This is a genomic window from Leucobacter iarius (genome assembly GCF_039530105.1).
Taxonomy (GTDB): Bacteria; Actinomycetota; Actinomycetes; order Actinomycetales; family Microbacteriaceae; genus Leucobacter; species Leucobacter iarius.
Map to the genome: position 1 here is coordinate 250453 of NZ_BAAAOB010000002.1, position 22174 is coordinate 272626.

Below are 22174 nucleotides of genomic sequence, written 5' to 3' on the forward strand. Positions count from 1 at the left end.
TGTATCGAGCGTTCAGGCGACGGGATGCGCGGCGGAGCCGCGCAGCGAGCGCAGACCGCGCTCCAGGTGCCACTGCGTGTACGCGGCGACGATTCCGGCGGCCTGCCCGCGCTCGCGCTCGGTCGACGCGGTCGCTGTGTCCCAGTCCCCCGCGAGCAGCGCGGCGAGCAGACGGATGGATCCGGGATCGAGCCGCGGCGCGCCGGGCACGCGGCAGTCCTCGCAGACCACGCCGCCCAACTGCACGACGACGAGGGTGTGCGGGCCCGCGGCACCGCAGCGCACGCACTCCTCGAAGCCCGGTGACCAGCCGGCGATCGCCATGGCGCGCAGCAGGTAGCCGTCGCGCACGAGCTCGGTGGGCACCTTGCCCTGCGCGAGCGTGCGCAGCGCGCCGACGAGCAGCCGGTACTGCTGCGGCGCGGGGCCGCCCTCGCTCAGGCGCTCGGCCGTCTCGACCATGACGCTGCCCGCACGGTACCGCTCGTAGTCGCTGCTGATCGGCGGCCCGTACGAGCCGAGCGTCTCGGCCTGGGTGATCGTGTCGAGCGTGCGGCCCTCGTAGCACTGCAGATCGGCGACCATGAACGGCTCGAGCCGCGCCCCGAACTTCGACGAGGTGCGCCGGACCCCCTTCGCCACGGCGCGCAGCAGGCCGCGCTCGCGCGTGAGCAGCGTCACGATGCGATCGGCTTCGCCGAGCTTGTGCGTGCGCAGCACGACGCCGACTTCGCGGTACAGGGGCATGCCTCAAGTATCCCGGATCCGGATGCGCGATCGGCGAGAATAGAGGCGTGCTCGACCAGACCTTCCACACCCCGCTCGCCGCAGACCTCGTCGCGGTCGGCGTCGGCAGCCTGCAGGGCGCCCTGTTCGCCGCGGGCTTCAAACGGATCGACCTGCTCGGCGTCGCGATCATCGGCATCGCCTCGGGCATCGGCGGCGGCTTCCTCCGCGACATCCTGCTCGGCGTGACGCCGGCGGCGTTCTCGATCAACTGGTACCTGATCGTCGCGACCGGCGCCGCGTTCATCGGCATGCTGCTGCCGCGCCTCTTCGAGCGCGTCGATCCGGTCATCACCGTGCTCGACGCGCTCAGCATCGGCATGTTCGGCGCGATCGGCACGACCAAGGCGCTGTCGCTCGACATGCCCGTGGTCCCTGCCCTCTTCATCGGCACCGTGTCGGCGGTCGGCGGCGGCGTGCTGCGCGACCTCATGCTCAACATCCCCATCGCGCTCATGCACGTGGGATCCCTCTACGCGGTCGCGAGCCTCGTCGGCGTCGGCGTGCTGGTCGTCCTGCTCGCGTTCGGGGTTCCCGTCGTCATCGCGGGGATCGCCTGCGTCGCGGTGACCGCCGTGCTGCGCCTGCTCGCCGTCCGGTTCGGCTGGAGCCTCCCCGAGCAACGCGCGCTCAGCCGACTGCGGCTGCGGCGCCAGCGCGAGGTCGAGCAGACCATCGAGGCGCTCAAGACGGGCACGATCCCGCTGCCCGAGATCCCGCCGAACCCGGACGATCTGAGGGGTCCCAGCGCGCGCTGAGCCGGGGTAGGCTGACGCGCAGGACGGCGCGACGGAGCGCCCGCCGAGAACGGAGCTGCGATGCGCCCTCATCCCCTCGACTCCCTGTCCGCCGAAGAGATCACCGCGACCTCCGAGCTGCTCGCCCGCGAGCGCGGGATCGACGCGGGCTGGCGCTACGCCTCGATCGCGCTCCGCGAACCGCCCAAGGCCGAGGTGCGCGCCTGGCGCGAGGGCGACCCGATCGCGCGCCGATCCTTCGCCGTGCTCTGGAACAAGGCGAGCAACGAGGTCTTCGAGGCGATCGTCGACCTCGGCGCCGGCGTCGTCGAGAGCTGGGAGCATCGCCCGGGCGTGACCCCGAACTTCACCGTCGACGAGTACCACGACTGCGACGTCGCCCTGCGCGCCCACCCCGAAGTGCGTGCGGCGCTCGAGGCGCGGGGCATCGACCCCGAGCTCGTCCTCTTCGACCTCTGGACCTACGGGCACGAGGTCATGCCACCGCAGTGGCGGGATCGCCGGCTCGGCTGGGTCGACATCTGGAAGCGCGCGGCGACCGGCGGCAACCCCTACGCGCACCCCGTGAGCGGGCTCAAGGTGATCGTCGACGTGAACAGCATGGAGGTGCTGCAGATCGACGAGGCGCACGACCGGGGATTCCCCGAGGTCGACGCCGAGTACACGCCCGAGCTGCGCGGCGAGCCCGAGCGCACCGATCTGAAGCCGCTCGACATCGTGCAGCCCGAGGGCGTCTCCTTCGCGCTCGACGGATCCCTGCTGCGCTGGCAGGACTGGGAGTTCCGCATCGGCTTCAACTACCGCGAGGGTCCCGTGCTGTACCAGGTGCGGTTCAAGGACGGCGACGAGTACCGCGACATCGCCTACCGCATGTCGCTCGCCGAGATGATCGTGCCGTACCGCGACTCGAGCTTCGACCACTACCGCCGCACCGCGTTCGACATCGGCGAGTGGGGCCTCGGCTACATGTGCACCTCGCTCGAGCTCGGATGCGATTGCCTCGGCGAGATCACGTATCTCGACGGCGTCCTGCCCGACACCGCGGGCCGCCCCCGGGTCACGAAGAACGCGATCTGCTTGCACGAGGAGGACGACGCCGTGCTGTGGAAGCACGTCGACCCCGACGCCGGCACCGAGGTGCGCCGCATGCGCCGCTTCGTGGTCTCGGTGCACGCGACGGTCGCCAACTACGAGTACCTCGTCTACTGGCGGTTCACCCCGGACGGCAACATCGAGTGCGAGATCCGAGCGACCGGAATCATGGTCTCGACGCCCATGGAGGACGAGGCCGCGACGTTCCCCACCGGCACCGTGATCGACCGTCGCAGCTACGCGCCCTACCACCAGCACTTCCTGGTCGCGCGCCTCGACCTCGACATCGACGGCGAGGACAACACGGTCGTCGAGTCCGACTCGATGGCCGCGCCCATCGGCGACGCGAATCCGCTCGGGCTCGACCTGCACACGCGCGGCACGGTCATCGCGTCGGAGGCCGAGGCCGGCCGCGACTACCGGTGGGAGACGCAGCGCTCCTGGAAGGTGCAGAACCCGAATCGCCTCAACGCCTGGGGTGCGCCGACCGCGTACAAGCTGGTGCCGTCGGCGTCGTTCCCGGCGATGTTCGACGAGTCGTCGCCGATCCTGCGCCGCAACCCGGTGATCGGCAGCACCCTCTGGGTGACGCGGCAGCACGACCTCGAGATGTGGCCCGCCGGCGATTACCCGACCCAGTCGCACGACGACCTCGGCAACGGCATGAGCGCGTGGATCGCCGACGACGAGAACCTCGTCGACACCGACGTGGTGCTCTGGTACGTCTTCGGGATCCACCACATCACCCGCGCCGAGGACTGGCCGATCATGCCCGTCGACAAGGTCGCCTTCACGCTCAAGCCGTTCGGGTTCTTCGACCGGAACCCGTCGCTCGACGCGCCGCGGTCACCATCGAAGCACGGCGGCGGGAGCTGCTGCGCGGACGGCGAATGCCACTGCGAGCACTGAGATCCCGGCGGGATCAGCCGCCGCGCGGGCCGCGGCGGCGCCCCTGCCGGGACTCGGCCTCGCGCCACGCGCGCTGCGCCGGCGTCTCGGCGGATCCCGCGCCGGGCTGGCTCTCGGCGCGGCTCGCAGATCCGCCCCGCCCGAGGTGCCAGGCGTGCGTGATCGCGAGCGCCAGCGCATCGGCGGCGTCGGCCGGTTTCGGCGGCGCCTGCAGGCGCAGCAGCCGGGTGACCATCGTGGTGACCTGCGCCTTGTCGGCGCTGCCGTAGCCCGTCACCTGGGCTTTGACCTCGTTCGGCGTGTAGAGGGCGAGCGGGATCCCCCGCTGCTCGGCCAGGTACATGACGACGCCGCTGATCTGCGCGACGCCCATGACGCTCGCGACGTTGTCCTGCGCGAACACGCGCTCGAGGGCGATCGCGTCGGGACGCTCCCCGTCGAGCAGCCGCTCCAGGCTGGAGCCGAGCTTGTGCAGGCGGGCGGGCAACGGGTCGCCCGCGGCGCTCGTCAGCACCTCGACGTGCTCGAACTCGACCCGGCGGTTGCCGCCGGCGGTCACGATGCCCACGCCGCACCGGGTCAGGCCCGGGTCGATCCCGATGATCCGCATCGCCTCTTCACCTCACGATCGGGCGGTGCGCGGCGGACTCCCGTTCGCCGCGCACCGCCGAATCATCAGTCGTCCGCTTCGAGCTCGGCCTGGACCTCGGGGGTCAGGTCGAAGTTCGAGAAGACGTTCTGCACGTCGTCGCTGTCCTCGAGCGCGTCGATCAGACGGAACACCTTGCGCGCGGTGTCGGCATCGATCTCGACCTTGAGGTTCGGCACGAACTCGGCGTCGGCCGAGTCGTAGTCGATGCCGGCGTCGACCAGCGCGGTGCGGGCGCCCACCAGGTCGGAGGGGTCCGTCAGTACCTCGAAGGACTCGCCGTTGGGGGTCGGGTTGACCTCCTCGGCACCGGCCTCGAGCACGGCGGTCAGCACGTCGTCCTCGGTGGTGCCCTCGGCGGGGACCACGATGACGCCCCGGCGTGCGAAGTTGTACGCGACGCTGCCGGGATCGGCGAGAGTGCCGCCGTTGCGGCTGAGCGCGGTGCGCACCTCGGCCGCGGCGCGGTTCTTGTTGTCGGTGAGGCACTCGATCATGAGGGCGACGCCGTTGGGGCCGTAGCCTTCGTACATGATCGTCGTGTACTCGACGGCATCGCCGTCGAGACCGGCACCGCGCTTGATCGCGCGATCGATGTTGTCACCGGGGACCGAGTTCTTCTTCGCCTTCTGGACGGCGTCGACGAGGGTCGGGTTGCCCGAGAGGTCGGCGCCGCCGATGCGCGCGGCGACCTCGATGTTCTTGATGTACTTGGCGAAGGCCTTCGCGCGCCGCGAATCGATGATGGCCTTCTTGTGCTTGGTGGTCGCCCACTTGGAGTGTCCGGACACGGGAGCTCCTTCTGTTCTTGGAGGTTGTACGGGTCGAGTTCTGGGTTCCGCCGTCGCCGGGCGACGGCCTACGCCTGTGGTCCAGGGTCCACGGGCCAGGCCGCGGCGACCCGCTCGCGCACGTCGCCGAGCAACTGCGGCATGGCCTTCGTCTTCGCGATGATCGGGAAGAAGTTGGCGTCGGACGCCCAGCGCGGCACGATGTGCTGGTGCAGGTGCGCGGCCACACCGGCGCCCGCGATCTCGCCCTGGTTCATGCCGATGTTGAACCCGTCGCAACCCATGACCTCGCGCGCGACGCGCATGGCGATCTGCGTCAGCTCGCCGATCTCGGCGACCTCCTCGGCCGTCGCCTCGTCGTAGCCCGACACGTGGCGGTAGGGGCAGACCAGCATGTGGCCCGTGTTGTAGGGGAACAGGTTGAGCAGTACGTAGGCCGTGCGCCCGCGCGCCACGATCAGCGCGTCCTCGTCGCTGCGGGCGGGAGCCGCGCAGAACGGGCAGTCGGTGCGATCGGGCTGACGGTGGTCGGCCACGTAGACCATGCGGTGCGGGACCCAGAGCCGCTGCAGCTCGTCGGGATCGCCGACCGCGGCGGTCGAGCTCAGATCCTCTACTCGGTCCACGCCGTCGACACCTGCTCGTGGCTCCGGATCGCGCCGACGATCCGCTGGATCGCCTCGTCGACGGGCACGCCGTTCATCTGCGTGCCGTCGCGGAAGCGGAAGCTCACGGCGCCGGCCGCGCGATCCTCCTCGCCCGCGATGAGCTGGAAGGGCACCTTCTCCTTGGTGTGGGTGCGGATCTTCTTCGGCATGCGGTCGTCGCTGTGGTCGACCTCGGCGCGCACGCCCTCCTCGCGGAGTCGGGCGACGATGCCGTCGAGGTACTCGCCGTACTGCTCGGCGACCGGGATGCCCACCACCTGCAGCGGGGCGAGCCACACCGGGAACGCGCCGGCGTAGTGCTCGAGCAGGATCGCGAAGAAGCGCTCGACCGAGCCGAGCAGCGCACGGTGGATCATGACCGGCTGCTTCCGGGTGCCGTCGGCCGCCGTGTACTCGAGTTCGAACAGCTCGGGCTGGTTGAAGTCGAGCTGCACGGTCGAGAGCTGCCAGGTTCGGCCGATCGCATCGCGCGCCTGCACGGAGATCTTGGGGCCGTAGAACGCGGCTCCGCCCGGGTCGGCGACGAGCTCGAGGCCCGACTCCTCACCCACCTGGCGCAGGGTCTCGGTGGCGATCTCCCACTGCTCGTCGGAGCCCACCGACTTCTCGGGGTCGCGGGTCGAGAGCTCGAGGTAGAAGTCATTGAGACCGTATGCGCGCAGCGTCTGGAAGACGAACTCCAGCTGACGCTTGATCTCGTCCTTCACCTGCTCTTCGGTGACGTAGATGTGCGCGTCGTCCTGCGTGAGGCCGCGCACGCGGGTCAGGCCCGAGAGCGTGCCGCTCTTCTCGTAGCGGTAGACGGTGCCGAACTCGGCGAGCCGCAGCGGCAGCTCGCGGTAGCTGCGGGCGCGCGAGCGGAAGATCAGGTTGTGGAACGGGCAATTCATGGGCTTCAGGTAGTAGTCCTGACCCTGCTTGACCACGTGCCCGTCGTCGTCGACCACCTCGTCGAGGTGCATCGCCGGGAACATGCCGTCCTTGTACCAGTTGAGGTGCTGGCTGGTCTCGAACAGCGTGCCCTTGGTGATGTGCGGGGTGTTCACCACCTCGTAGCCGTTCTTCAGCAGCTCCGAGCGCATGAAGTTCTCGATCTCGTGCCGGATGATCCCACCCTTGGGGTGGAACACGGCGAGACCCGATCCGATCTCGTCGGGGAAGCTGAAGAGGTCGAGCTCGACGCCGAGCTTGCGGTGGTCGCGCTTCGCGGCCTCCTCGAGCCGGGTCTGGTACGCGCGCAGCTCGTCCTTGGTCGGCCATGCGGTGCCGTAGATGCGCTGCAGCATCGGGTTCTTCTCGCTGCCGCGCCAGTAGGCGCCGGCCGAACGCATGAGGGCCCAGCCGTTGCCGAGCATGCGGGTGTTCGGCACGTGCGGTCCGCGGCAGAGATCCTTCCAGCAGAGCTCGCCGGTCTTGGGATCGACGTTGTCGTAGATGGTGAGCTCGGCGCCGCCGACCTCCACGCTCTCATTGTCGTCGCCGGTGGATCCGCCCTTGAGGCCGATGAGCTCGAGCTTGTAGGGCTCGTTCGCGAGCTCGGCCCGCGCCTCGTCCTCGGTGACGACGCGGCGCACGAAGCGCTGCCCCTGCTTGACGATCTTCTGCATCTCGGACGAGATCGCCTTCAGATCTTCGGGGGTGAACGGCGTCTTCGGATCGAAGTCGTAGTAGAACCCGTCGGTGATGGGCGGGCCGATGCCCAGCGTGGTCTCGGGGTTGATGCGCTGCACGGCCTGCGCGAGCACGTGCGCGGCGGAGTGGCGGAGGATGTTCAGTCCGTCGGTGCTCTCGACGGTGATCGGCTCCACGGTGTCCGTCTCGGTGACCTCGGTCGCGAGGTCGCGGAGCTCGCCGTTGACGCGCATGGCGACGATCGAACGGTCGGTGAACAGGGAGAAGCCATCTGCCACTGGGGCACACTCCTTCGCAAGCGGGTGCGGATCGGGAACGAACGGCGGCGCCGTTCACCCCACGATCTTACTGGGTCCGCCGCTGGGCGCAGGCGATCGCGGCCTCAGTCCCGCGCGCGCCGGGATCCCGCGGTCGACGCCTCGGCCCGGCGCGATTCCTCCTCCGCGGCCCGCTCCATTGCGGCGTCGGCGCGCTTCCGTCCCGCCTTCATCCAGACGATGCTGCCGACGAGCGGCACGAGCGCGATGAACGCGATCCAGAAGAACAGCTTGATGATGGAGATCACGGCGGTGCACTGACCGAGCGAGCGGATCGCGAACAGCGCGACGATGAAGTGCACGATGACGACCGTCCACCAGACCAGCTCGAAGACGAAGTCGGGATCCATACCCTCCAGGCTACGGCACCCGTCGCCGCGCTCCGGCTCCCACGGAGCGCATTGCTACGCCCCGTAACTGCGTGTTATGCTTCGTAACATGAATGGATCTCTCATCGAAGTCGAGCGACCCGACGGACGCATCGCCGTCGAGGTCGGCGGGCGCGGCCCGTTGGTGCTGTGCGTCCCCGGGATGGGCGAGAATCGCGCCTCGTTCCGCCACCTCGTCCCGCTGCTCGCGGACGCCGGGTACCGCGTCGCCGTCATGGACCTCCGCGGGCACGGCGACAGCTCCGCCGAGTTCTCGAGCTACGACGATCCCGCCACCGCGGGCGATCTGCTCGCGGTGGTCGACGCCCTCGGCGGTGCGCCCGCCACCATCATCGGCAACTCCATGGGGGCCGCGGCCGCGGTCATCGCCGCCGCGGATCGCCCCGAGTCGATCGCGAAGCTGGTCCTCATCGGCCCGTTCGTGCGCGACCACGGCCCGGCCGGCCTGCGCACGCTCATGCGCCTGATGCTGCTGCGCCCCTGGGGTCCGGCGGTGTGGCGCGGGTACGCGAGCTCGCTGTTCGGAGGGATCCGCCCCGATGATCACGAAGAGCAGTTCGGTCACACCATGGCGCTGCTCCGACGACCGGGGCGCTGGCGCGCCTTCCAGTCCACCGTGCGCGAGGTCACCCACGCTCCGGCGGAGGCGGCGCTCCCCCGCGTCCACGCGCCCGCACTCGTGATCATGGGCTCGCGGGACCGCGATTTCCCCGATCCCGAGGCCGAAGCACGGTGGATCGCCGACGCCCTCCAGGGCGAGCACCGCATGATCCCGGGCGCCGGGCACTACCCGATGGCCGAGCAGGCGGACGCCGTCTTCGCCGAGCTGCGCGACTTCCTGAGCAAGGAGGCCTCGCATGGCTGAGCGCCTCAACCGCGGCGCCGTCGTCGCCCGCGCCTCGGAGCTCGTCGACGAGATCGGGCTCGATTCGCTCACGATCACCAAGCTCGGGCGCGCCCTCGGCATCGCCCCTCCCGGCGTCTACCGCCACGTCGCGGACCTCGACGATCTGCGCAGCGCCATCGCGCAGCTGGCGGCGCGCGACCTCGCCGTCGTGCTCACCGCGGCCGGGTCCGGTCGCTCCGGCTCGGCCGCCCTGTACGAGATCGCCGACGGGTTGCGCCGCTGGGCCGAGCAGCACCCCGGACGCCACGCCGCACTGCAGATCGCGCCCGAACCGGGCGATGCGGACGGGCAGGCGGCCGCGGAGCGACTGGTCCGCGCGATCGCCGACGCCCTGCGCGAGTACGAGCTGGCGGGCGACGACCTGACCGACGCGATCCGATTCGTCCGCAGCACCGTGCACGGCTTCGTCGCGCTGGAGCTCGGCGGCGGGTTCAAGCAGGCCCGCGATCTCGACGCCACCTTCGATCGCATCGTGGGCGCGCTCGACGGCACGCTGCGCTCGTGGGGCGGCCGCTGATCCCGCCTCCCGCCGAGCGGTGCGCTCAACCGTAGATCATGCAGGTCTCGGTCCCGTGCGCCACGACGCGACCCCGCTCGTCGGTGATCGTCCCCTCGGCGAGCGCGGTGGAGCGGCCGAGGTGGACCACCGTGCCGGTCGCGCGGAGCAGGCTGCCGTCGGTGGGGACGGTTCTGAGGAAGTTGATCTTCATCTCCAGCGTTCCGTAGCGGACCCCGGCGCCGAGGCGGGAGTGCACGGCGCACGCCATCGCGGAATCGAGGACCGTCGCGTAGATGCCGCCGTGCAGGGATCCGAGCGGGTTCGCGTACTCGGGGCGTGCGGCGATCACGAACGTCGCCCGGCCCTCCTCGACCGCCTCGAGCTCCATGCCGAGGAACCGGCCGATGCTGGGACCGTGCTCCGGCGAATCGCGGACCGCGCGCAGCACCTCCAGGCCGGTCATGGTCGCGGGATCGGGCGGGGTCGATCCCGCGTCGGTGCGGTGCGTCATCCTGAGCCTGCTCTCTGCGTCGAGGGTCCCGATCCGGCCACCCTATCCGCACCCCGCGGTGCACCCGCTTCGCGCCCACCGTTCGAATCGGCCAGACTGGAGAACGCCCGACCGCGCGGCGGAGGATCGTCGCGCGGATCCCGTTCCCTCCCCGAAGGAAGTCGCATGCGTCTCCGTCTCGCCGCCCTGCCCCCGATCGCGGCCCTGCTCGTCGGACTCGCCGCCTGCAGCGCAGCCCCCGACGAATCGACGTCCGCCGCCTCGCAGCCGGCCGCACCGACCACCGCATCCGCCTGCGCCTACACAAGCGACGGTTCGGCCGCGAAGCCGGTGACCCCGCCGCCCGCAGAACCGAAGACGGCGAAGGCCGCAACGCTCAAGACCTCCGCCGGAGATCTCACCATCGCGCTCGACGGCGAGCACGCGCCCTGCACGGTGAGCAGCTTCGTCTCGCTGATCTCGCAGCAGTACTTCGACCGGACCGCGTGCCACCGGCTCACCACGAGCGGCATCTACGTGCTCCAGTGCGGCGACCCGACCGATACCGGACGCGGCGGCCCCGGCTACACCTTCGCCGACGAGACCGCACCCGGCATGAGCTACCCCGCGGGAACCGTCGCCATGGCGAACGCCGGACCCGACACCAACGGTTCGCAGTTCTTCCTCGTGTACGACGACAGCACGAGCCTCCCGCCGAACTACACCGTGTTCGGGCACCTCGACGAGGCGAGCCTCGCAGCGGTCCGCGCGGTCGCCAAGAAGGGTGTCGAGGGCGGCGGCCCCGACGGCGCGCCCGCCGAGAAGGTCACGATCCTGTCGGCGTCGGCCTCCTGATCGTCCGCACCGCCGCGCGTCACTCCTCCCGGGCGCTGCACGGCGGGTTGTGCACGAACTCGATCCGGATGCCGTTGTCGTCCTCGACGAACGAGGCGTAGTAGCGGTCGGAGAAACGCGAGAAGATCTTCGGGTCCCGCACCGTGCTCCAGCCGGCGTCGAGCGCGATCCGGTGCAGCCGCTCGACGTCCGCGTGGGAGTCCAGCGCGAAGGCGAGGTGCTGCCAGCCGATCCGGCCGGAGCGGTGCGGCTCGCCCGCGGGCTCGAGCGCGCGGTACAGGATCAGCTCGGTCTCGCCCTCGCGTGACCAGGCCATGCCGCCCTCCATCTCGCTGCCGTCGGACACGCAGCCCAGCGCGGTGAGCACCGGATCCCACTGCGCGAAGGCGCGGTCGAGGTCGGCGACGGTGAGCCCGAGGTGATCGAAGAGCGGCATGGGAGCAGTCTGGCAGACGGACCCGGCACGGGTACGGGCAGTCCGACTCGGGATCCATCACCCGCGGTGCTCCGGAGCATAGAGTGAGGTCATGACGACGCACACCGAGGCCTCCGTTCGTCCGCAAGCCGTGATCAGCGGAGGAGGGAGCGGGATCGGCCTGGCCTCGGCGCTCAGGCTCGCGCGGGACGGTTTCGACCTGTGCCTCCTCGGCCGTCGCGAGGAGGTGCTCCGGCAGGCCGCGGATCGGATTCGCGAGCAGACGCCCGAGGCTCGCGTGCAGTGCATCGTCGCCGACCTGCAGGACCCCGCCCAGGTCGCACGGGCCGCCGCGGAGATCGACGGAAGCGTCGATGTCCTGTTGAACAACGCCGGTGGCAACGTGCTCGACCGCGGAGAGGGTCTCGAGGGAATCGCCGAGCACTTCGAGGCGAACTTCCGGCTCAACGTGCTGACCGCGGTGCTGCTCACCGAGGAGCTGCTCCCCCGCATCGCACGGCCGGGAGGACGGATCATCTCGATCAGCTCCATCGCCGCGCTGCGCGGCGCGAACGGCTACGGCGCTGCGAAAGCGGCGATCCACGGATGGATGATGGGCCTGGCCGAGCAGCTGGCGCCGGAACTCATCACGGTCAACTCGATCGCCCCGGGGTTCGTGCCGGACACCGGTTTCTGGGACAGTCGCCGCACGCCCGAGACGATCGCGTCGCGGCTCGCGCAGATCCCGATGAACCGGCCGGGCACCCCGGACGAGGTCGCCGGGGCCGTCGCCTATCTCGCGGGCCCCGAAGGCGGCTGGACCACGGGGCAGATCCTGCAGGTCAACGGCGGAGCGCTCCTCGGCCGGGGCTGAGCGGGGCACCGAAGGGTCCCCGCCGGCCGACGACCCTCCGCGTCGGCATCACCGGCCCCCGACCGCCCGCTGCAACCGGGCGGCGAGCCGCTCGAGCGCGGCGATGAGACCGGCCCCCTCGAGCACCTCGAAGTCGACGCCGATCTGCGTCACCCACAGAGCGAGGTGGTCCGGGTCGCCGGATCCGAGCTCGACGCGGCACGAGGCCGTATCGACGGCTTCGATCCGGACCGGAACGACGATCTTGGCGGCGACGACGTCCGCGGGAGCGTGCACGAGGATCCGGGCGCGGTGCGCCCATCCCGTATGGAGCACGCGATCGACGACGAATTCGACCTCGTCGCGCTCGGGGATCGCACGGGGGCGGAACCGCTTCCCGGTCGGGGCGCGGGGTCGCATCCGGTCGACGCGGAACACGCGCCAGTCGTCGCGGTCGAGATCCCACGCCAGGAGGTACCAGAGCGACCCCCACCCGACCAGGCGCTGCGGTTCCACATGGCGGGATTCCTCCGCGCCCTTCGGTTTGGTGTAGCCGAACCGCAGGCGCTCGTGCCCGTGGATCGCTGCGGCGACGCCGCTGACGACGGTGAGGTCAAGCGCCGGCCCGGCACCGGGGACCACGGCGGCCGCCCGGCGCACCGCTTCGACGCGATGCCGGAGGCGGGACGGCATCACCTCCTCGAGCTTCGCGAGAACCGCGATCGAGGTCTCCTCGACGCCGAGGCGACCGCCCGCGGCTGCGCTGAGGCCCACGGCGACGGCGACGGCTTCGTCGTCGTTGAGCAGTAGCGGAGGCATCGTCGTGCCGGCGCTCAGCCGATACCCGCCCGCGACTCCCGGGCGCGCATCCACCGGGTATCCGAGGGAGCGCAGCTTGCCGATGTCGGCGCGCACCGTGCGGGTGCTCACCCCCAGGCGTTCAGCGAGGGCGCCGCTCGTCCAGTCGCGACGCTGCTGGAGCAGCACCAGCAGTTCGAGCAATCGCGCCGACGTTCCCAACATGCTTCTAAGTATTTCAGGGATCGCGGAACGAAACCTTCCGCATTGTTCGGGAGAGTGGAGGCATGAACGCACACACCACCATCACCCCGTTCCGCATCGACATCCCCCAGAAGGCCCTCGACGATCTCGAGGCACGGCTCGCACGCACGCGGTGGGCGGCCATCCCGCCCGGGCGCGACGATCGCACCGACTTCAGCCGCGGCATCCCCCAGCCCTATCTCCGCGAACTCGTCGAGCACTGGCGCGACGGCTTCGACTGGCGGGCCCAGGAGGCCGCCCTCAACGCCTTCCCGCAGCTGCTGACCGAGATCGACGGGCAGACCTTCCACGCCGTGCACGTCGCGTCGCCGAACCCGGATGCGACACCGCTGCTGCTGTGCCACGGCTGGCCCGGATCCTTCGTCGAGTACCGGCACCTGATCCCGCTGCTGACCGAGGACTTCCACGTCGTCGTCCCGTCGCCGCCCGGCTTCGGGTTCTCGACCCCGCTGTCGTCGACGGGCTGGGAGGTCGGCCGCACTGCGGAGGCGTACGGAGAGATCATGACCCGTCTCGGCTACGACCGCTTCGTCGCCCACGGCAGCGACCTCGGCTCGGGCATCGTCTCCCAGCTCGCCTCCGCGCATCCCGAGCGCGTGATCGCCACCCACCTCGCGTGCGAGCAGCGCCTGCTCGGCCTGGTCGGGGTGATCTTCCCGATGCCCGACGGGCTCACGCCCGAGGAGCAGTCCGAGCTGGCCCCGCTGAGCGCGGAGGCCGCATCCGAACGCGGATATCTCGAGATGCAGAACCACAAGCCCGACACCATCGGCGCCGCCCTCGCGGACTCGCCCGTGGGCCAGCTCGCCTGGATCGCGGAGAAGTTCAAAACCCGCGGCGATCGTCACCCCACGCCGAGCGACTCGGTCGACCGCGACGACCTGCTCGCGAACGTGAGCCTCTACTGGTTCACCAACAGCGGTGAATCGAGCGCGCAGTTCTATTACGAGGCGGCGCACTCCGGAATGCCGCCCGCGATGGGCGCACCGGTCCCCGCGGGATGGGTCGTGTTCGACGCGCACCCGCTCGTGCGCCGGGTTATGGATCCGCTGCAGATGATCGGCCGCTGGACGGAGTTCGCCGAGGGCGGCCACTTCCCCGCCCTGGAGGCGCCCGAGCTGCTCGCACGGGACATCCGCGATTTCGTGCGCAGCCTCGGCTGACCCGCTCTCCGAGGCGCTCCGTGCTCGGGTTTTCGGTCATCGGAACCGCATCACGGGGCGCCTCGTTGCGTACCGGGGCGCGGGGACGGACGACGGGCTACTCCACCGCGCGGCAGCTGTGCCGGACGGGTTGGCCGCGCGGATGATCCGTCGCGAGGCAGACGGTGCCGTCGATGATCCGGCCCGCGGCGGTGGCGCGCGCGTCGACCTTGTCGTCCGTGCCCCGGTTGCGGGCGGACACGCGGATCACGGGGGCGTCGCCGTGCCGCTGCACGGTCAGCGTGGCCTGGGTGACGCCGTGCGGCATCGTGGCGCGGACGCGACGATCCACCGCGTTCAGCGTTTCAGGTGAGACGCTTCCCAACGCGAAGACTCCATCGCCTGCCGGTACGTCGTCGCTGCCCAGGGCGCCGACGAGCCGGAGCGCCCCGCCCCGCCATTCCCACGACGCTCCGAACGGATGGCTCGTGGTCGGTCCGGTGGTGACGGAGACGGTGCGCTCGGGGATCTTCGTGTCGGACGCCGCGGCCTCGACGTGCTCGATCGCGACGGCGAACACGTCGCTGTTCCCGGTCTCGGAGACGACCGCGCGGACCATCGCCGAGTAGTCTTCCGCACTGATCGCGTCGCCGTACTCGATCGCGTAGCTGCCCTTCACCTCGTTCGAGATCCGGACGAGCCCGATCACGCCCGCGACGAGCACGATGAGCACGAGAACGCCGATGATCGCTCCGCGGAGATGCCGACGGATCCACGAGGGGCGAGCGGTGACTTTCTCCGGGCCGTCTGCGCGCATGACATCAGTATGGTGCAGCCGGCGATGCCGCGGCGGGGGACGACCACAGCTCTCATCACCGCGTGCCCGACCGGACGGGGAAACGCGAAAACCCCCGGTTCTCACCGGGGGTTTTCTTCTGTGCGCGATACTGGGATCGAACCAGTGACCTCTTCCGTGTCAGGGAAGCGCGCTACCGCTGCGCCAATCGCGCCTAAACTTCAGGCTATTCAGTTATGCCAACGAGGTGGCGACGGGATTCGAACCCGTGTATACGGCTTTGCAGGCCGCTGCCTCGCCTCTCGGCCACGCCACCGTGGTTGTGGTTTACACCACAAGCGGCCGAGTTGCACTCGGCCACTGGAGCGGATGACGAGACTCGAACTCGCGACCCTCACCTTGGCAAGGTGATGCGCTACCAACTGCGCTACATCCGCACATCGCTTGCTCTGCGTTTCCGCGTTGCCCTTGCGACTCGAATAACTATAGGGAAGTTGCTGGGGCACCGCAAATCAGTCCAGTACAGCCGGGCGTGGCGCGTCTCAGAACGTTGATTTTCCGCGGTTTTCGGCGCGGCGGGCCGTTTCTGCACCCCACTCCCGGATACTGGTTCGCATGGCTCGGAGTGCGCGCAAGACGGTCGCTCGGGTCGCGTGGGCGTGCGTCGCGATCCTGGTGATCGTCGTCGGCGCGCTCGCGATCGCGAACCAGCAGCTCATCTCCGACGAGATCGAGGCGCGCAACTTCACGCCGAGCGAGCAGGTCTCCTCGCTCATCGGCCGGCTCGACCTCACTCCCGCGGGCGAGCGCGTGTTCCTGGCGTCGAAACCGACCCTCGACGCGAGCCAGCACTTCAGCACCCAGTGCTCCGACGTCTCCCACGGCGAGCAGGGGCACGTGCTGGGCTGCTACTCGAAGGGCACGATCCATCTCTTCGGCGTCACCGACAAGCGCCTCGACGGGATCGTCGAGGTCACCGCCGCGCACGAACTGCTGCACGCGGTCTACGCGCGCATGAGCGGGGACGAGCAGGCGCAGATGTCCAAGAAGCTGCGCGCCTTCTACGACGAACGGATCAAGACCGATCCGGGACTGAAGGAGCGAATGTCGGTGTACGACGCGCTCTCCCCCAGCGCGTTCGCGAACGAACTGCACTCGGTGCTCGGCACCGAGGTCCACACACTGCCGAAGTGGCTCGAGGAGCACTATGCGAAGTGGCTCGGGAAGCGCAGCGCGATCGTCGACGACTTCGACCGGTACCACGGCGTCTTCACGCAGCTGCAGGATCGCGCGAAGACGCTCGAGAAGCAGATGACGACGCTGCGGACGAGCGTCGAGCAGCGGCGCGAGGCCTACAACGCGGCCGTCGCGCAGTTCAACACGGACGCGCAGAGCTTCACCAAGCGCAACAACGCCTACGAGTTCGCCGACGATCCCGATGAGTTCAACCGGATCCGCGACGGGCTCACCGCGCGCCAGCAGCAGCTCACGAAGGACCGCGAGCAGCTCGAGAGCGACATCGCGAGCTACGAGACGATGCGCACCGAGCTGCAGCAGCTCACCAAGACGAGCGACGAGCTCGATCAGAAGCTGAACAGCGACCTCGCGCCGCCGGCGACGCGCCCCAACTAGGGCACGCGATGCGGCGGAATCGCCCGGGCGGCGACCCGATGTGCACGGCCATTCCGAAAGTGTGTATTATCGATCAGGTTGGCCCGCGGGAGATCGCGAGCGAAACGGGCGATTGGCGCAGTTGGTAGCGCGCTTCCTTCACACGGAAGAGGTCATCAGTTCGAGTCTGGTATCGCCCACAGCAAGAACCCCCGGCTCAGCCGGGGGTTCTTTGGGTTTCAGGGGCGGGAATCAGGCCGGGGCTCAGTCCACGGGCGCGACGCGGATGAGGTTCCCGTCCGGGTCCGCGACCACGAAGGTACGTCCGAACACGTCATCGTGGGGCTCTTCGACCGCGCGGGCGCCCTTGGCGATCCACTCCGCGTACACCGCGTCGACGGCGTCCGCCGAGCCCGGCACCATGAACCCGACCTCGGAGGTGCGCGGCGTCGCGTGGTCGACGTCCCCGCCGCCGCTCCACAGCGCGAACAGCACGCCGGGCGCCACTTCGAAGGGCACATAGCGCGGGGTCCGCACCACGGGTTCCATCGCGAACAGTTCGCGATAGAACGCGGTCGCGCGCTCCACGTCGGTCACGTAGATCAGGAACAGGTTGGGGGCGCTCATCGCGCTCTCCTTCGGCGATGGTCGATTCCTCGGACACGGCCTACACTGACACCGATAGACGACACTCCTTGTCATCTTTGAAAAAGTTCACGAAGGGTCGCGATGGAACGCCCGCAACGCCTCCTCGCGATCCTGGTCGCCCTGCAGGCCAACCGGCGCATGACGGCAGGCGAGCTCGCCGAGCAGTTCGCGGTGTCGAGGCGGACGGTGCTGCGCGACATCGACGCTCTCGCCGCCGCGGACGTTCCGATCGTCGCCGAACGGGGCCGGTACGGCGGCATCTCGCTCCTGCCCGGCGCGGATGTCGACGTGTCCCGCTTCACGAGCAGCGAATCGGAGGCGCTCGAGCTCGTCGGCGTCGACCTCGCCCAGGCGCGACGCCTCGGTCTCGAGGCCGCCGCCCGCAGCGCCGCTCAGAAGCTCACCGCGCGCAAGCGCTGGCAGCGGCCCGGTACGGATCCGCAGCGCCTCCCGCTCGCCCGGGTGGTCGCCATCGACAGCGGCGGCTGGTTCGTCCCCGAGGAGCACGCCGACGTGGCGGCGCTCGTCCGGGATCTCCGCCTCGGCGCCCGTCTCCGCATCACTTACCGTTCGAGCGGCAGGCCCGCCGCGAGCGAGCGCACCGTCGACCCGCACGGCCTGTTCTCGAGGGGAGGCCGCTGGTACCTGATCGCCGAAGCCGACGGCGATCCGCGCATGTTCGCGCTCGCGCGGCTCGAGACCTGGACCGTCCTCCCCGAAACCCGACGGCTCCGATCCGAGCTCCCGCTCGAAGCGCTCGCGACGTCGCTCGTGGCCGGGCTCGAACAGCGCCGCAGCCTCCGCGTGACGGCGCTCCTGGACGCGGGAACTGAGGATCTGGCCCGCCGGATCCTCGGCAGCAGGCTCGAAGCGGTGGATCCCACGAGCGATCCGGACACGGTGCGCATCACCGTGGGCTACGACCAGCTCGACGCAGTGCGGCAGCTCCTGCAGTTCAGCGACCACCTCGAGGTCGTGGATCCGCCCGAGGCCCGGCGGCTCGTCGCCGCGCTCGCAGAGGGGATCGCGCGTCGACACTCCGGCGAGCGAGCCCGATCCCAGCCCCTTCCCAGATCGGTGGGACCAAATGAGAGCACGAACGCGTTGTCCCTCCTGACGCCGCCTTCCGGCGACGTCGGCACGACACGAACGCACCACCCGACGACCGAGGAGCACGCACCATGACCAGCGGGATCACCGACACCGGATCCATCACCCGCACCCCCGGCACCGAGACGGCCGTGCTGGCCGGCGGCTGCTTCTGGGGGCTCGACGACCTCATCCGCGCGCAGCCCGGCGTGCTGAGCACGCGCGCCGGCTACACCGGCGGGCAGAACGATCACGCCACCTACCGCGACCACCCCGGCCACGCGGAGGCCGTCGAGATCGTCTTCGACCCGTCGCGGACGAGCTACCGCGATCTCTTGGCGTTCTTCTTCCAGATCCACGATCCCTCGACGCTGAACCGCCAGGGCAACGACATCGGCACCAGCTACCGATCGGCGATCTTCCCGCTCACCCCCGAGCAGGAGACGACCGCGAAGGAGACCATCGCCGACGTCGACGCCTCCGGCCTGTGGCCGGGGCCGGCGGTCACGACGATCGAGCCCGCCGCGCCGTTCTGGGAGGCCGAGCCTGAGCATCAGGACTACCTGCAGCGCTACCCGAACGGGTACACCTGCCACTTCCCCCGCGCCGACTGGGTGCTCCCCCGGCGTTCGGAGGCGTAGGCGCGACCGCCCCGCGGCGCTCCCGCCGCGGCGCACGGGATCGCACGGAGTCCGGCCCTAGGCTGGCGCCATGACCGAGATCCGCTTCGGTGCGCACGCGCCGGCCCTCCGCACGCTGCTGCACCTCAGCGACACGCACCTGCTCGACGGTGCCGCCCTCGGCGGCCGCTACGACACCGTCAGCAACCTCGAACGCACCGTCGAGCGGGTCCGTGCGATGGAACCGCGCCCGGACGCCATCGTGGTGACGGGCGACCTCACCGATCTCGGGGAGCCCGCCGCGTACCGCGAACTGCGGGGCGTGCTCGAGCCGCTGGCCGAGGAGATCGGCGCCGCGCTGATCTGGGTGGCCGGGAACCACGACGAGCGCCCGGCGATGCGGGAGCACCTGCTCGACGAGCCGGGGAGCCAGGCACCCATCACCGCGGTGCACGACCTGGACGGCCTGCGCGTCATCGCGCTGGACTCCACCGTTCCGGGCTGGCACCACGGCGAGCTCGATCCCGAGCAGCTCGCCTGGCTGCGGGCCGAACTGGCCGAACCCGCTCCGCTGGGCACGATCCTCGCGCTGCACCATCCGCCGCTGCCGAGCCACATCCCGTTCTTCGACATCCTGGAGCTGCGCGACCAGCCGGCGTTCGCCGAGGTCGTCGCCGGCAGCGACGTGCGCGCGATCCTCGCCGGACACCTGCACTACTCCACGAGCGGGACCTTCGCGGGGATCCCGGTCAGCGTCGCGTCGGCGACCTGCTACACCATGGACCTGGCGCTGCCGGTCGAGCGGGTGAACGGGATGGATGCGGGCCAGTCCTTCCACCTGGTGCACGTGTGGGAGGACACGATCACGCACGCCGTGGTGCCGGTGGCCTCGGCCGAGCCCGCAGAAGCGTTCACGCCGGAGTGGTACGCCGAGATGGCCCGGCTCGGCCCGGAGGAGCGTCTGGAGCGGTTCAGCCGGAAGCGCTAGTCGAACGCGGCGAGATACCGGCGGGTCATGCGCGCCTGCACGAGACGGCCGACCGGTCCGCCGAGGCGCGTGAACCAGCGGGCGGATGCGGAGAACGCGACGATCCGGAACACGACGTCGCCCGAGGGATCCAGGCGGAGCTCGAACCGCTCCTCGCCGCGTTCGGGATGCCCCGGCAGGGTTCCGTAGGCGAAACCGCAGCGATCGGCGCTGCGCTCGGCCCAGACGACGCGGCAGGGCGCGATGAAGCTCAGCGGACCGATCCGCAGGCGCATCCGCACCTCGGTCCCCGTCCGGAACGGTTAGTCGGACGCGCTGACGTCGGCGCCGGCCCGCCGTTGCACGGCGCCCGACAGGAGCGCGTCGCAGCAGCCTTCGAAGCGCTCGCGGCCGCGCCCGATGACGCGCTCGGCGCGCACGTGGTGGTACCCTGCCGGCAGCTCGCCCCCGGTCGCGCCCACCTCCGGGTACATGAGATCGGTCATCCGTTCGATTCGCGCGACTCGGCCCACTCGGCGCGCAGCAGCCCCATGCGCACGATGTCCTCGTAGCGCCCGCGCACCCACGCGTGCTCGCGCTGGCGCCCCTCGATCACGAAGCCGAGCTTCTCGTAGACGCGGATCGCCGCGGCGTTCGACGAGATCACCTCGAGGTGGATGCGGCGCAGGTTGCCGCGGAGGAACGCGAACTCGAGCATCTGCGCCATGGCCTCGCTCCCGAAGCCCCGGCCGCGGGCGTGCTGCGCCAGCGCGATCCCGACCTCGCCGTGCCTGGCGACCTCGTCGATGTCGAACACGCCCACGGTGCCGACCGCGTCGCCGTCGACGTCGATCACGAAGCTCATGCTGCCGTCCGGGTTCGCCTCGCGCTCCTGGATCCGGGCCTGCCAGGCCTCGCGGCGCGGCGCTGCGGGCCGCCCCGGGTTGCGCTCCTCCCAGGTGTCGAGATCCGACGCGATCCCGTACAGCGCGTCCCAATCGGCATCGGTGCGGGAACGGAGCGAAACAACCGGCGGCGTCGACATGGGACACACCTTACCCGCGATTCTCAGCATCGCTGCGATCGCCCACCACCCATTCCGCGTTCCGCTGGACTCGACCTCCGCCCGTCTCAGCCCGGTGTCGTGGTCGCGAAGCGTCGAGAATTGAGACTGGCTGCCCGGCCGCCGCATGTGGACGACCAGCTGCTGTGCTCCCTCACGTGCGAGATCCGGGCCGTGATCGACCTCGATCAGCGAGAGCGCCAGGTCGACGCCCGAGGAGACCCCGTCGAAGTGTGCACGCGAGGGCCCACCCAGGCCCCGGTACGGAGGCGCAGGCCTTCGACGTCGGCGTCACGTTCGTGTCGCGCGGAAGTCGCACTCGCACCCGCACCCGAGCACGGCGCACATTCGACGATATGATCCGGCCATGGCCGCATCAGAATTCGACCCGGTGACCTACAACCGTGCTGCGTGGGATCGCCTCGTGGAGCGCGAAGACGAGTGGTCTCGACCTGTCAGCCCTGACGTGATCGCTCGCGCACGCGAAGGTGATTGGTCGATCGTCGTCGTCGGGCACGAACCGGTTCCGCGCGCATGGCTCCCTTCCGACCTCACCGGGGTCCGTGTCCTCGGGCTCGCGGCGGGCGGGGGCCAGCAGGGGCCCGTACTGGCGGCTGCTGGTGCAGCAGTGACCGTGTTCGATAATTCCCCTCGGCAATTGGGTCAGGACGAAGCCGTCGCCGGCCGCGAGGGCCTGCAGCTGCGCACCGTCCTCGGTGACATGCGCGATCTCAGCGCTTTCGAGGATGCCAGCTTCGACGTGATCATCCACCCCGTCTCGAACGTCTTCTGCCCCGATATCGCCTCCGTCTGGAGTGAGTCGTTTCGCGTGCTGCGTGATGGCGGGATCCTGCTGAGCGGATTCATGAACCCAGACGTGTTCATCTTCGACGAGGCGGCACTCGATCAGGGAGACCTGATCGTTCGGCATCAGCTTCCGTTCTCCTCACTCGACCTTCCGGAACCCGAACGGCAACGCATATACGGCGACGACCCGATCATGTACAGCCATTCACTGACCGAGCAGATCGGCGGGCAGCTGGCCGCCGGGTTCACCCTCACCCATCTCAGCGAGGCGCCGCATCACGCCGACGCCACAGCTCGATATCTTTCCGCCTACATCGCCACGCGCGCGGTGCGTCCGCACCGGGCCCCGTAGTCGGCGG

24 protein-coding genes, 4 tRNA genes and 1 pseudogene are annotated in these 22174 nt (G+C 70.0%); 13 read left to right on the forward strand and 16 right to left on the reverse strand.

Translation table 11 applies throughout. From position 1 onward, the window contains the following. Nucleotides 1–12: 12 nt before the first annotated feature. Nucleotides 13–747 (reverse strand): DNA repair protein RecO, encoded by a 735-nt coding sequence (recO, locus tag ABD169_RS10440; protein ID WP_046456725.1) that lies wholly within the window; start codon nt 745–747, stop codon nt 13–15. Nucleotides 748–794: 47 nt separating this feature from the next. On the opposite strand from recO, the gene ABD169_RS10445 reads away from it, so the two are divergent. Together ABD169_RS10445 and ABD169_RS10450 are read left to right on the forward strand one after the other, a co-directional pair. After that, a complete protein-coding gene (locus ABD169_RS10445; RefSeq protein ID WP_046456726.1) occupies nt 795–1544 on the forward strand; it encodes a trimeric intracellular cation channel family protein in 750 nt (249 codons plus the stop codon). Nucleotides 1545–1604: 60 nt separating this feature from the next. Then, a complete protein-coding gene (locus ABD169_RS10450; RefSeq protein WP_344032053.1) occupies nt 1605–3545 on the forward strand; it encodes a primary-amine oxidase in 1941 nt (646 codons plus the stop codon). A gap of 13 nt (nt 3546–3558) precedes the next feature. On the opposite strand, the gene ruvC is transcribed toward ABD169_RS10450, so the two are convergent. The 5 genes from ruvC to ABD169_RS10475 all read right to left on the reverse strand — a co-directional run bounded on the left by ruvC (nt 3559) and on the right by ABD169_RS10475 (nt 7952). Then, nucleotides 3559–4155, reverse strand: a complete 597-nt coding sequence (gene ruvC / locus ABD169_RS10455; RefSeq protein ID WP_046456728.1) for a crossover junction endodeoxyribonuclease RuvC — start codon at nt 4153–4155, stop codon at nt 3559–3561. A gap of 65 nt (nt 4156–4220) precedes the next feature. Beyond that, nucleotides 4221–4985 (reverse strand): YebC/PmpR family DNA-binding transcriptional regulator, encoded by a 765-nt coding sequence (locus ABD169_RS10460; protein WP_046456729.1) that lies wholly within the window; start codon nt 4983–4985, stop codon nt 4221–4223. 68 nt (nt 4986–5053) lie between these two features. Further along, nucleotides 5054–5611, reverse strand: coding sequence for an HIT family protein (locus ABD169_RS10465; RefSeq protein ID WP_344032055.1), 558 nt, complete (start codon nt 5609–5611; stop codon nt 5054–5056). Then, nucleotides 5599–7563 carry a threonine--tRNA ligase gene (thrS, locus tag ABD169_RS10470; protein ID WP_344032057.1) on the reverse strand — a complete coding sequence of 655 codons (1965 nt, stop codon included), beginning with the start codon at nt 7561–7563 and terminating at the stop codon, nt 5599–5601. Before thrS ends, ABD169_RS10465 begins: the two co-directional genes overlap by 13 nt. 104 nt (nt 7564–7667) lie before the next feature. After that, nucleotides 7668–7952, reverse strand: a complete 285-nt coding sequence (locus ABD169_RS10475) for a hypothetical protein (protein WP_344032059.1) — start codon at nt 7950–7952, stop codon at nt 7668–7670. Between the two features lie 88 nt (nt 7953–8040). Here ABD169_RS10475 and ABD169_RS10480 point away from each other — a divergent pair, with 88 nt between their 5' ends. Next, on the forward strand, nt 8041–8856 hold the full coding sequence (locus ABD169_RS10480; protein ID WP_344032061.1) for an alpha/beta fold hydrolase: 816 nt from the start codon (nt 8041–8043) through the stop codon (nt 8854–8856). Further along, nucleotides 8849–9415, forward strand: a complete 567-nt coding sequence (locus ABD169_RS10485; RefSeq protein ID WP_344032063.1) for a TetR/AcrR family transcriptional regulator — start codon at nt 8849–8851, stop codon at nt 9413–9415. The genes ABD169_RS10480 and ABD169_RS10485 overlap by 8 nt, the downstream gene beginning before the upstream one ends. Nucleotides 9416–9440: 25 nt before the next feature. Here the strand turns inward: ABD169_RS10485 and ABD169_RS10490 are convergent, their stop codons facing one another. After that, the gene (locus tag ABD169_RS10490) at nt 9441–9908 is read right to left on the reverse strand and encodes a PaaI family thioesterase (RefSeq protein WP_344032064.1); all 468 of its coding nucleotides are present in this window, start codon (nt 9906–9908) and stop codon (nt 9441–9443) included. Between the two features lie 165 nt (nt 9909–10073). On the opposite strand from ABD169_RS10490, the gene ABD169_RS10495 reads away from it, so the two are divergent. Further along, entirely contained in the window at nt 10074–10742 is a 669-nt protein-coding gene (locus tag ABD169_RS10495; protein WP_344032066.1) for a peptidylprolyl isomerase, read from the forward strand. Between the two features lie 19 nt (nt 10743–10761). Here ABD169_RS10495 and ABD169_RS10500 read toward each other — a convergent pair whose 3' ends face one another. Then, a complete protein-coding gene (locus tag ABD169_RS10500) occupies nt 10762–11178 on the reverse strand; it encodes a VOC family protein (RefSeq protein WP_344032068.1) in 417 nt (138 codons plus the stop codon). A gap of 91 nt (nt 11179–11269) precedes the next feature. Between ABD169_RS10500 and ABD169_RS10505 the strand changes: the two genes are divergently transcribed. Beyond that, a complete protein-coding gene (locus ABD169_RS10505; RefSeq protein ID WP_344032070.1) occupies nt 11270–12031 on the forward strand; it encodes an SDR family NAD(P)-dependent oxidoreductase in 762 nt (253 codons plus the stop codon). A gap of 48 nt (nt 12032–12079) precedes the next feature. Here ABD169_RS10505 and ABD169_RS10510 read toward each other — a convergent pair whose 3' ends face one another. Beyond that, on the reverse strand, nt 12080–13033 hold the full coding sequence (locus tag ABD169_RS10510; RefSeq protein ID WP_344032072.1) for a helix-turn-helix transcriptional regulator: 954 nt from the start codon (nt 13031–13033) through the stop codon (nt 12080–12082). 62 nt (nt 13034–13095) lie between these two features. On the opposite strand from ABD169_RS10510, the gene ABD169_RS10515 reads away from it, so the two are divergent. After that, the gene (locus ABD169_RS10515; protein WP_344032074.1) at nt 13096–14235 is read left to right on the forward strand and encodes an epoxide hydrolase family protein; all 1140 of its coding nucleotides are present in this window, start codon (nt 13096–13098) and stop codon (nt 14233–14235) included. 97 nt (nt 14236–14332) lie between these two features. Here the strand turns inward: ABD169_RS10515 and ABD169_RS10520 are convergent, their stop codons facing one another. From ABD169_RS10520 to ABD169_RS10535, 4 genes are all read right to left on the reverse strand, one after another. After that, nucleotides 14333–15031 (reverse strand): hypothetical protein, encoded by a 699-nt coding sequence (locus tag ABD169_RS10520; protein ID WP_344032076.1) that lies wholly within the window; start codon nt 15029–15031, stop codon nt 14333–14335. Nucleotides 15032–15152: 121 nt separating this feature from the next. Beyond that, nucleotides 15153–15224: transfer RNA gene (locus ABD169_RS10525), tRNA-Val, on the reverse strand. A 31-nt stretch (nt 15225–15255) separates the two neighbouring features. Continuing rightward, nucleotides 15256–15326: transfer RNA gene (locus ABD169_RS10530), tRNA-Cys, on the reverse strand. Between the two features lie 45 nt (nt 15327–15371). Further along, nucleotides 15372–15447 (reverse strand) — tRNA-Gly (locus ABD169_RS10535). Nucleotides 15448–15625: 178 nt separating this feature from the next. On the opposite strand from ABD169_RS10535, the gene ABD169_RS10540 reads away from it, so the two are divergent. Together ABD169_RS10540 and ABD169_RS10545 are read left to right on the forward strand one after the other, a co-directional pair. Beyond that, nucleotides 15626–16642, forward strand: coding sequence for a hypothetical protein (locus tag ABD169_RS10540; RefSeq protein ID WP_052961345.1), 1017 nt, complete (start codon nt 15626–15628; stop codon nt 16640–16642). A 106-nt stretch (nt 16643–16748) separates the two neighbouring features. Further along, nucleotides 16749–16821 (forward strand) — tRNA-Val (locus tag ABD169_RS10545). A 64-nt stretch (nt 16822–16885) separates the two neighbouring features. On the opposite strand, the gene ABD169_RS10550 is transcribed toward ABD169_RS10545, so the two are convergent. Then, nucleotides 16886–17248, reverse strand: a complete 363-nt coding sequence (locus ABD169_RS10550; RefSeq protein WP_344032078.1) for a VOC family protein — start codon at nt 17246–17248, stop codon at nt 16886–16888. 102 nt (nt 17249–17350) lie between these two features. Between ABD169_RS10550 and ABD169_RS10555 the strand changes: the two genes are divergently transcribed. The 3 genes from ABD169_RS10555 (at nt 17351) to ABD169_RS10565 (ending at nt 19966) form a co-directional block, all read left to right on the forward strand. Continuing rightward, entirely contained in the window at nt 17351–18454 is a 1104-nt protein-coding gene (locus tag ABD169_RS10555) for a helix-turn-helix transcriptional regulator (protein ID WP_344032080.1), read from the forward strand. Next, a complete protein-coding gene (msrA, locus tag ABD169_RS10560; protein WP_046455066.1) occupies nt 18451–18999 on the forward strand; it encodes a peptide-methionine (S)-S-oxide reductase MsrA in 549 nt (182 codons plus the stop codon). Before ABD169_RS10555 ends, msrA begins: the two co-directional genes overlap by 4 nt. Before the next feature lie 70 nt (nt 19000–19069). Continuing rightward, entirely contained in the window at nt 19070–19966 is an 897-nt protein-coding gene (locus ABD169_RS10565) for a phosphodiesterase (protein ID WP_344032082.1), read from the forward strand. Here the strand turns inward: ABD169_RS10565 and ABD169_RS10570 are convergent. Both ABD169_RS10570 and ABD169_RS10575 read right to left on the reverse strand, forming a co-directional pair. Further along, nucleotides 19963–20451 (reverse strand): annotated as a pseudogene (locus tag ABD169_RS10570) (DUF1990 domain-containing protein). The gene ABD169_RS10565 and the pseudogene ABD169_RS10570 overlap by 4 nt on opposite strands. Next, nucleotides 20448–20990, reverse strand: a complete 543-nt coding sequence (locus tag ABD169_RS10575) for a GNAT family N-acetyltransferase (protein WP_344032083.1) — start codon at nt 20988–20990, stop codon at nt 20448–20450. Before ABD169_RS10575 ends, ABD169_RS10570 begins: the two are co-directional and overlap by 4 nt. 385 nt (nt 20991–21375) lie before the next feature. Here ABD169_RS10575 and ABD169_RS10580 point away from each other — a divergent pair, with 385 nt between their 5' ends. Beyond that, nucleotides 21376–22167: a class I SAM-dependent methyltransferase gene (locus tag ABD169_RS10580; RefSeq protein WP_344032085.1), complete on the forward strand. Its 792-nt coding sequence runs from the start codon at nt 21376–21378 to the stop codon at nt 22165–22167. The last annotated feature ends 7 nt before the right edge of the window (nt 22168–22174 follow it).

Coding starts and splice junctions, on each gene's coding strand:
- ABD169_RS10550 (WP_344032078.1), bottom strand. CDS start 17,248: ATGAGCGCCCCCAACCTGTTCCTGATCTACGTGACCGACGTGGAGCGC.
- ABD169_RS10485 (WP_344032063.1), top strand. CDS start 8,849: ATGGCTGAGCGCCTCAACCGCGGCGCCGTCGTCGCCCGCGCCTCGGAG.
- msrA (WP_046455066.1), top strand. CDS start 18,451: ATGACCAGCGGGATCACCGACACCGGATCCATCACCCGCACCCCCGGC.
- recO (WP_046456725.1), bottom strand. CDS start 747: ATGCCCCTGTACCGCGAAGTCGGCGTCGTGCTGCGCACGCACAAGCTC.
- ABD169_RS10520 (WP_344032076.1), bottom strand. CDS start 15,031: ATGCGCGCAGACGGCCCGGAGAAAGTCACCGCTCGCCCCTCGTGGATC.
- ruvC (WP_046456728.1), bottom strand. CDS start 4,155: ATGCGGATCATCGGGATCGACCCGGGCCTGACCCGGTGCGGCGTGGGC.
- ABD169_RS10480 (WP_344032061.1), top strand. CDS start 8,041: ATGAATGGATCTCTCATCGAAGTCGAGCGACCCGACGGACGCATCGCC.
- ABD169_RS10575 (WP_344032083.1), bottom strand. CDS start 20,990: ATGTCGACGCCGCCGGTTGTTTCGCTCCGTTCCCGCACCGATGCCGAT.
- ABD169_RS10510 (WP_344032072.1), bottom strand. CDS start 13,033: ATGTTGGGAACGTCGGCGCGATTGCTCGAACTGCTGGTGCTGCTCCAG.
- ABD169_RS10450 (WP_344032053.1), top strand. CDS start 1,605: ATGCGCCCTCATCCCCTCGACTCCCTGTCCGCCGAAGAGATCACCGCG.
- ABD169_RS10540 (WP_052961345.1), top strand. CDS start 15,626: ATGGCTCGGAGTGCGCGCAAGACGGTCGCTCGGGTCGCGTGGGCGTGC.
- ABD169_RS10495 (WP_344032066.1), top strand. CDS start 10,074: ATGCGTCTCCGTCTCGCCGCCCTGCCCCCGATCGCGGCCCTGCTCGTC.
- ABD169_RS10490 (WP_344032064.1), bottom strand. CDS start 9,908: ATGACGCACCGCACCGACGCGGGATCGACCCCGCCCGATCCCGCGACC.
- ABD169_RS10500 (WP_344032068.1), bottom strand. CDS start 11,178: ATGCCGCTCTTCGATCACCTCGGGCTCACCGTCGCCGACCTCGACCGC.
- ABD169_RS10555 (WP_344032080.1), top strand. CDS start 17,351: ATGGAACGCCCGCAACGCCTCCTCGCGATCCTGGTCGCCCTGCAGGCC.
- ABD169_RS10580 (WP_344032085.1), top strand. CDS start 21,376: ATGGCCGCATCAGAATTCGACCCGGTGACCTACAACCGTGCTGCGTGG.
- ABD169_RS10515 (WP_344032074.1), top strand. CDS start 13,096: ATGAACGCACACACCACCATCACCCCGTTCCGCATCGACATCCCCCAG.
- ABD169_RS10505 (WP_344032070.1), top strand. CDS start 11,270: ATGACGACGCACACCGAGGCCTCCGTTCGTCCGCAAGCCGTGATCAGC.
- ABD169_RS10475 (WP_344032059.1), bottom strand. CDS start 7,952: ATGGATCCCGACTTCGTCTTCGAGCTGGTCTGGTGGACGGTCGTCATC.
- ABD169_RS10565 (WP_344032082.1), top strand. CDS start 19,070: ATGACCGAGATCCGCTTCGGTGCGCACGCGCCGGCCCTCCGCACGCTG.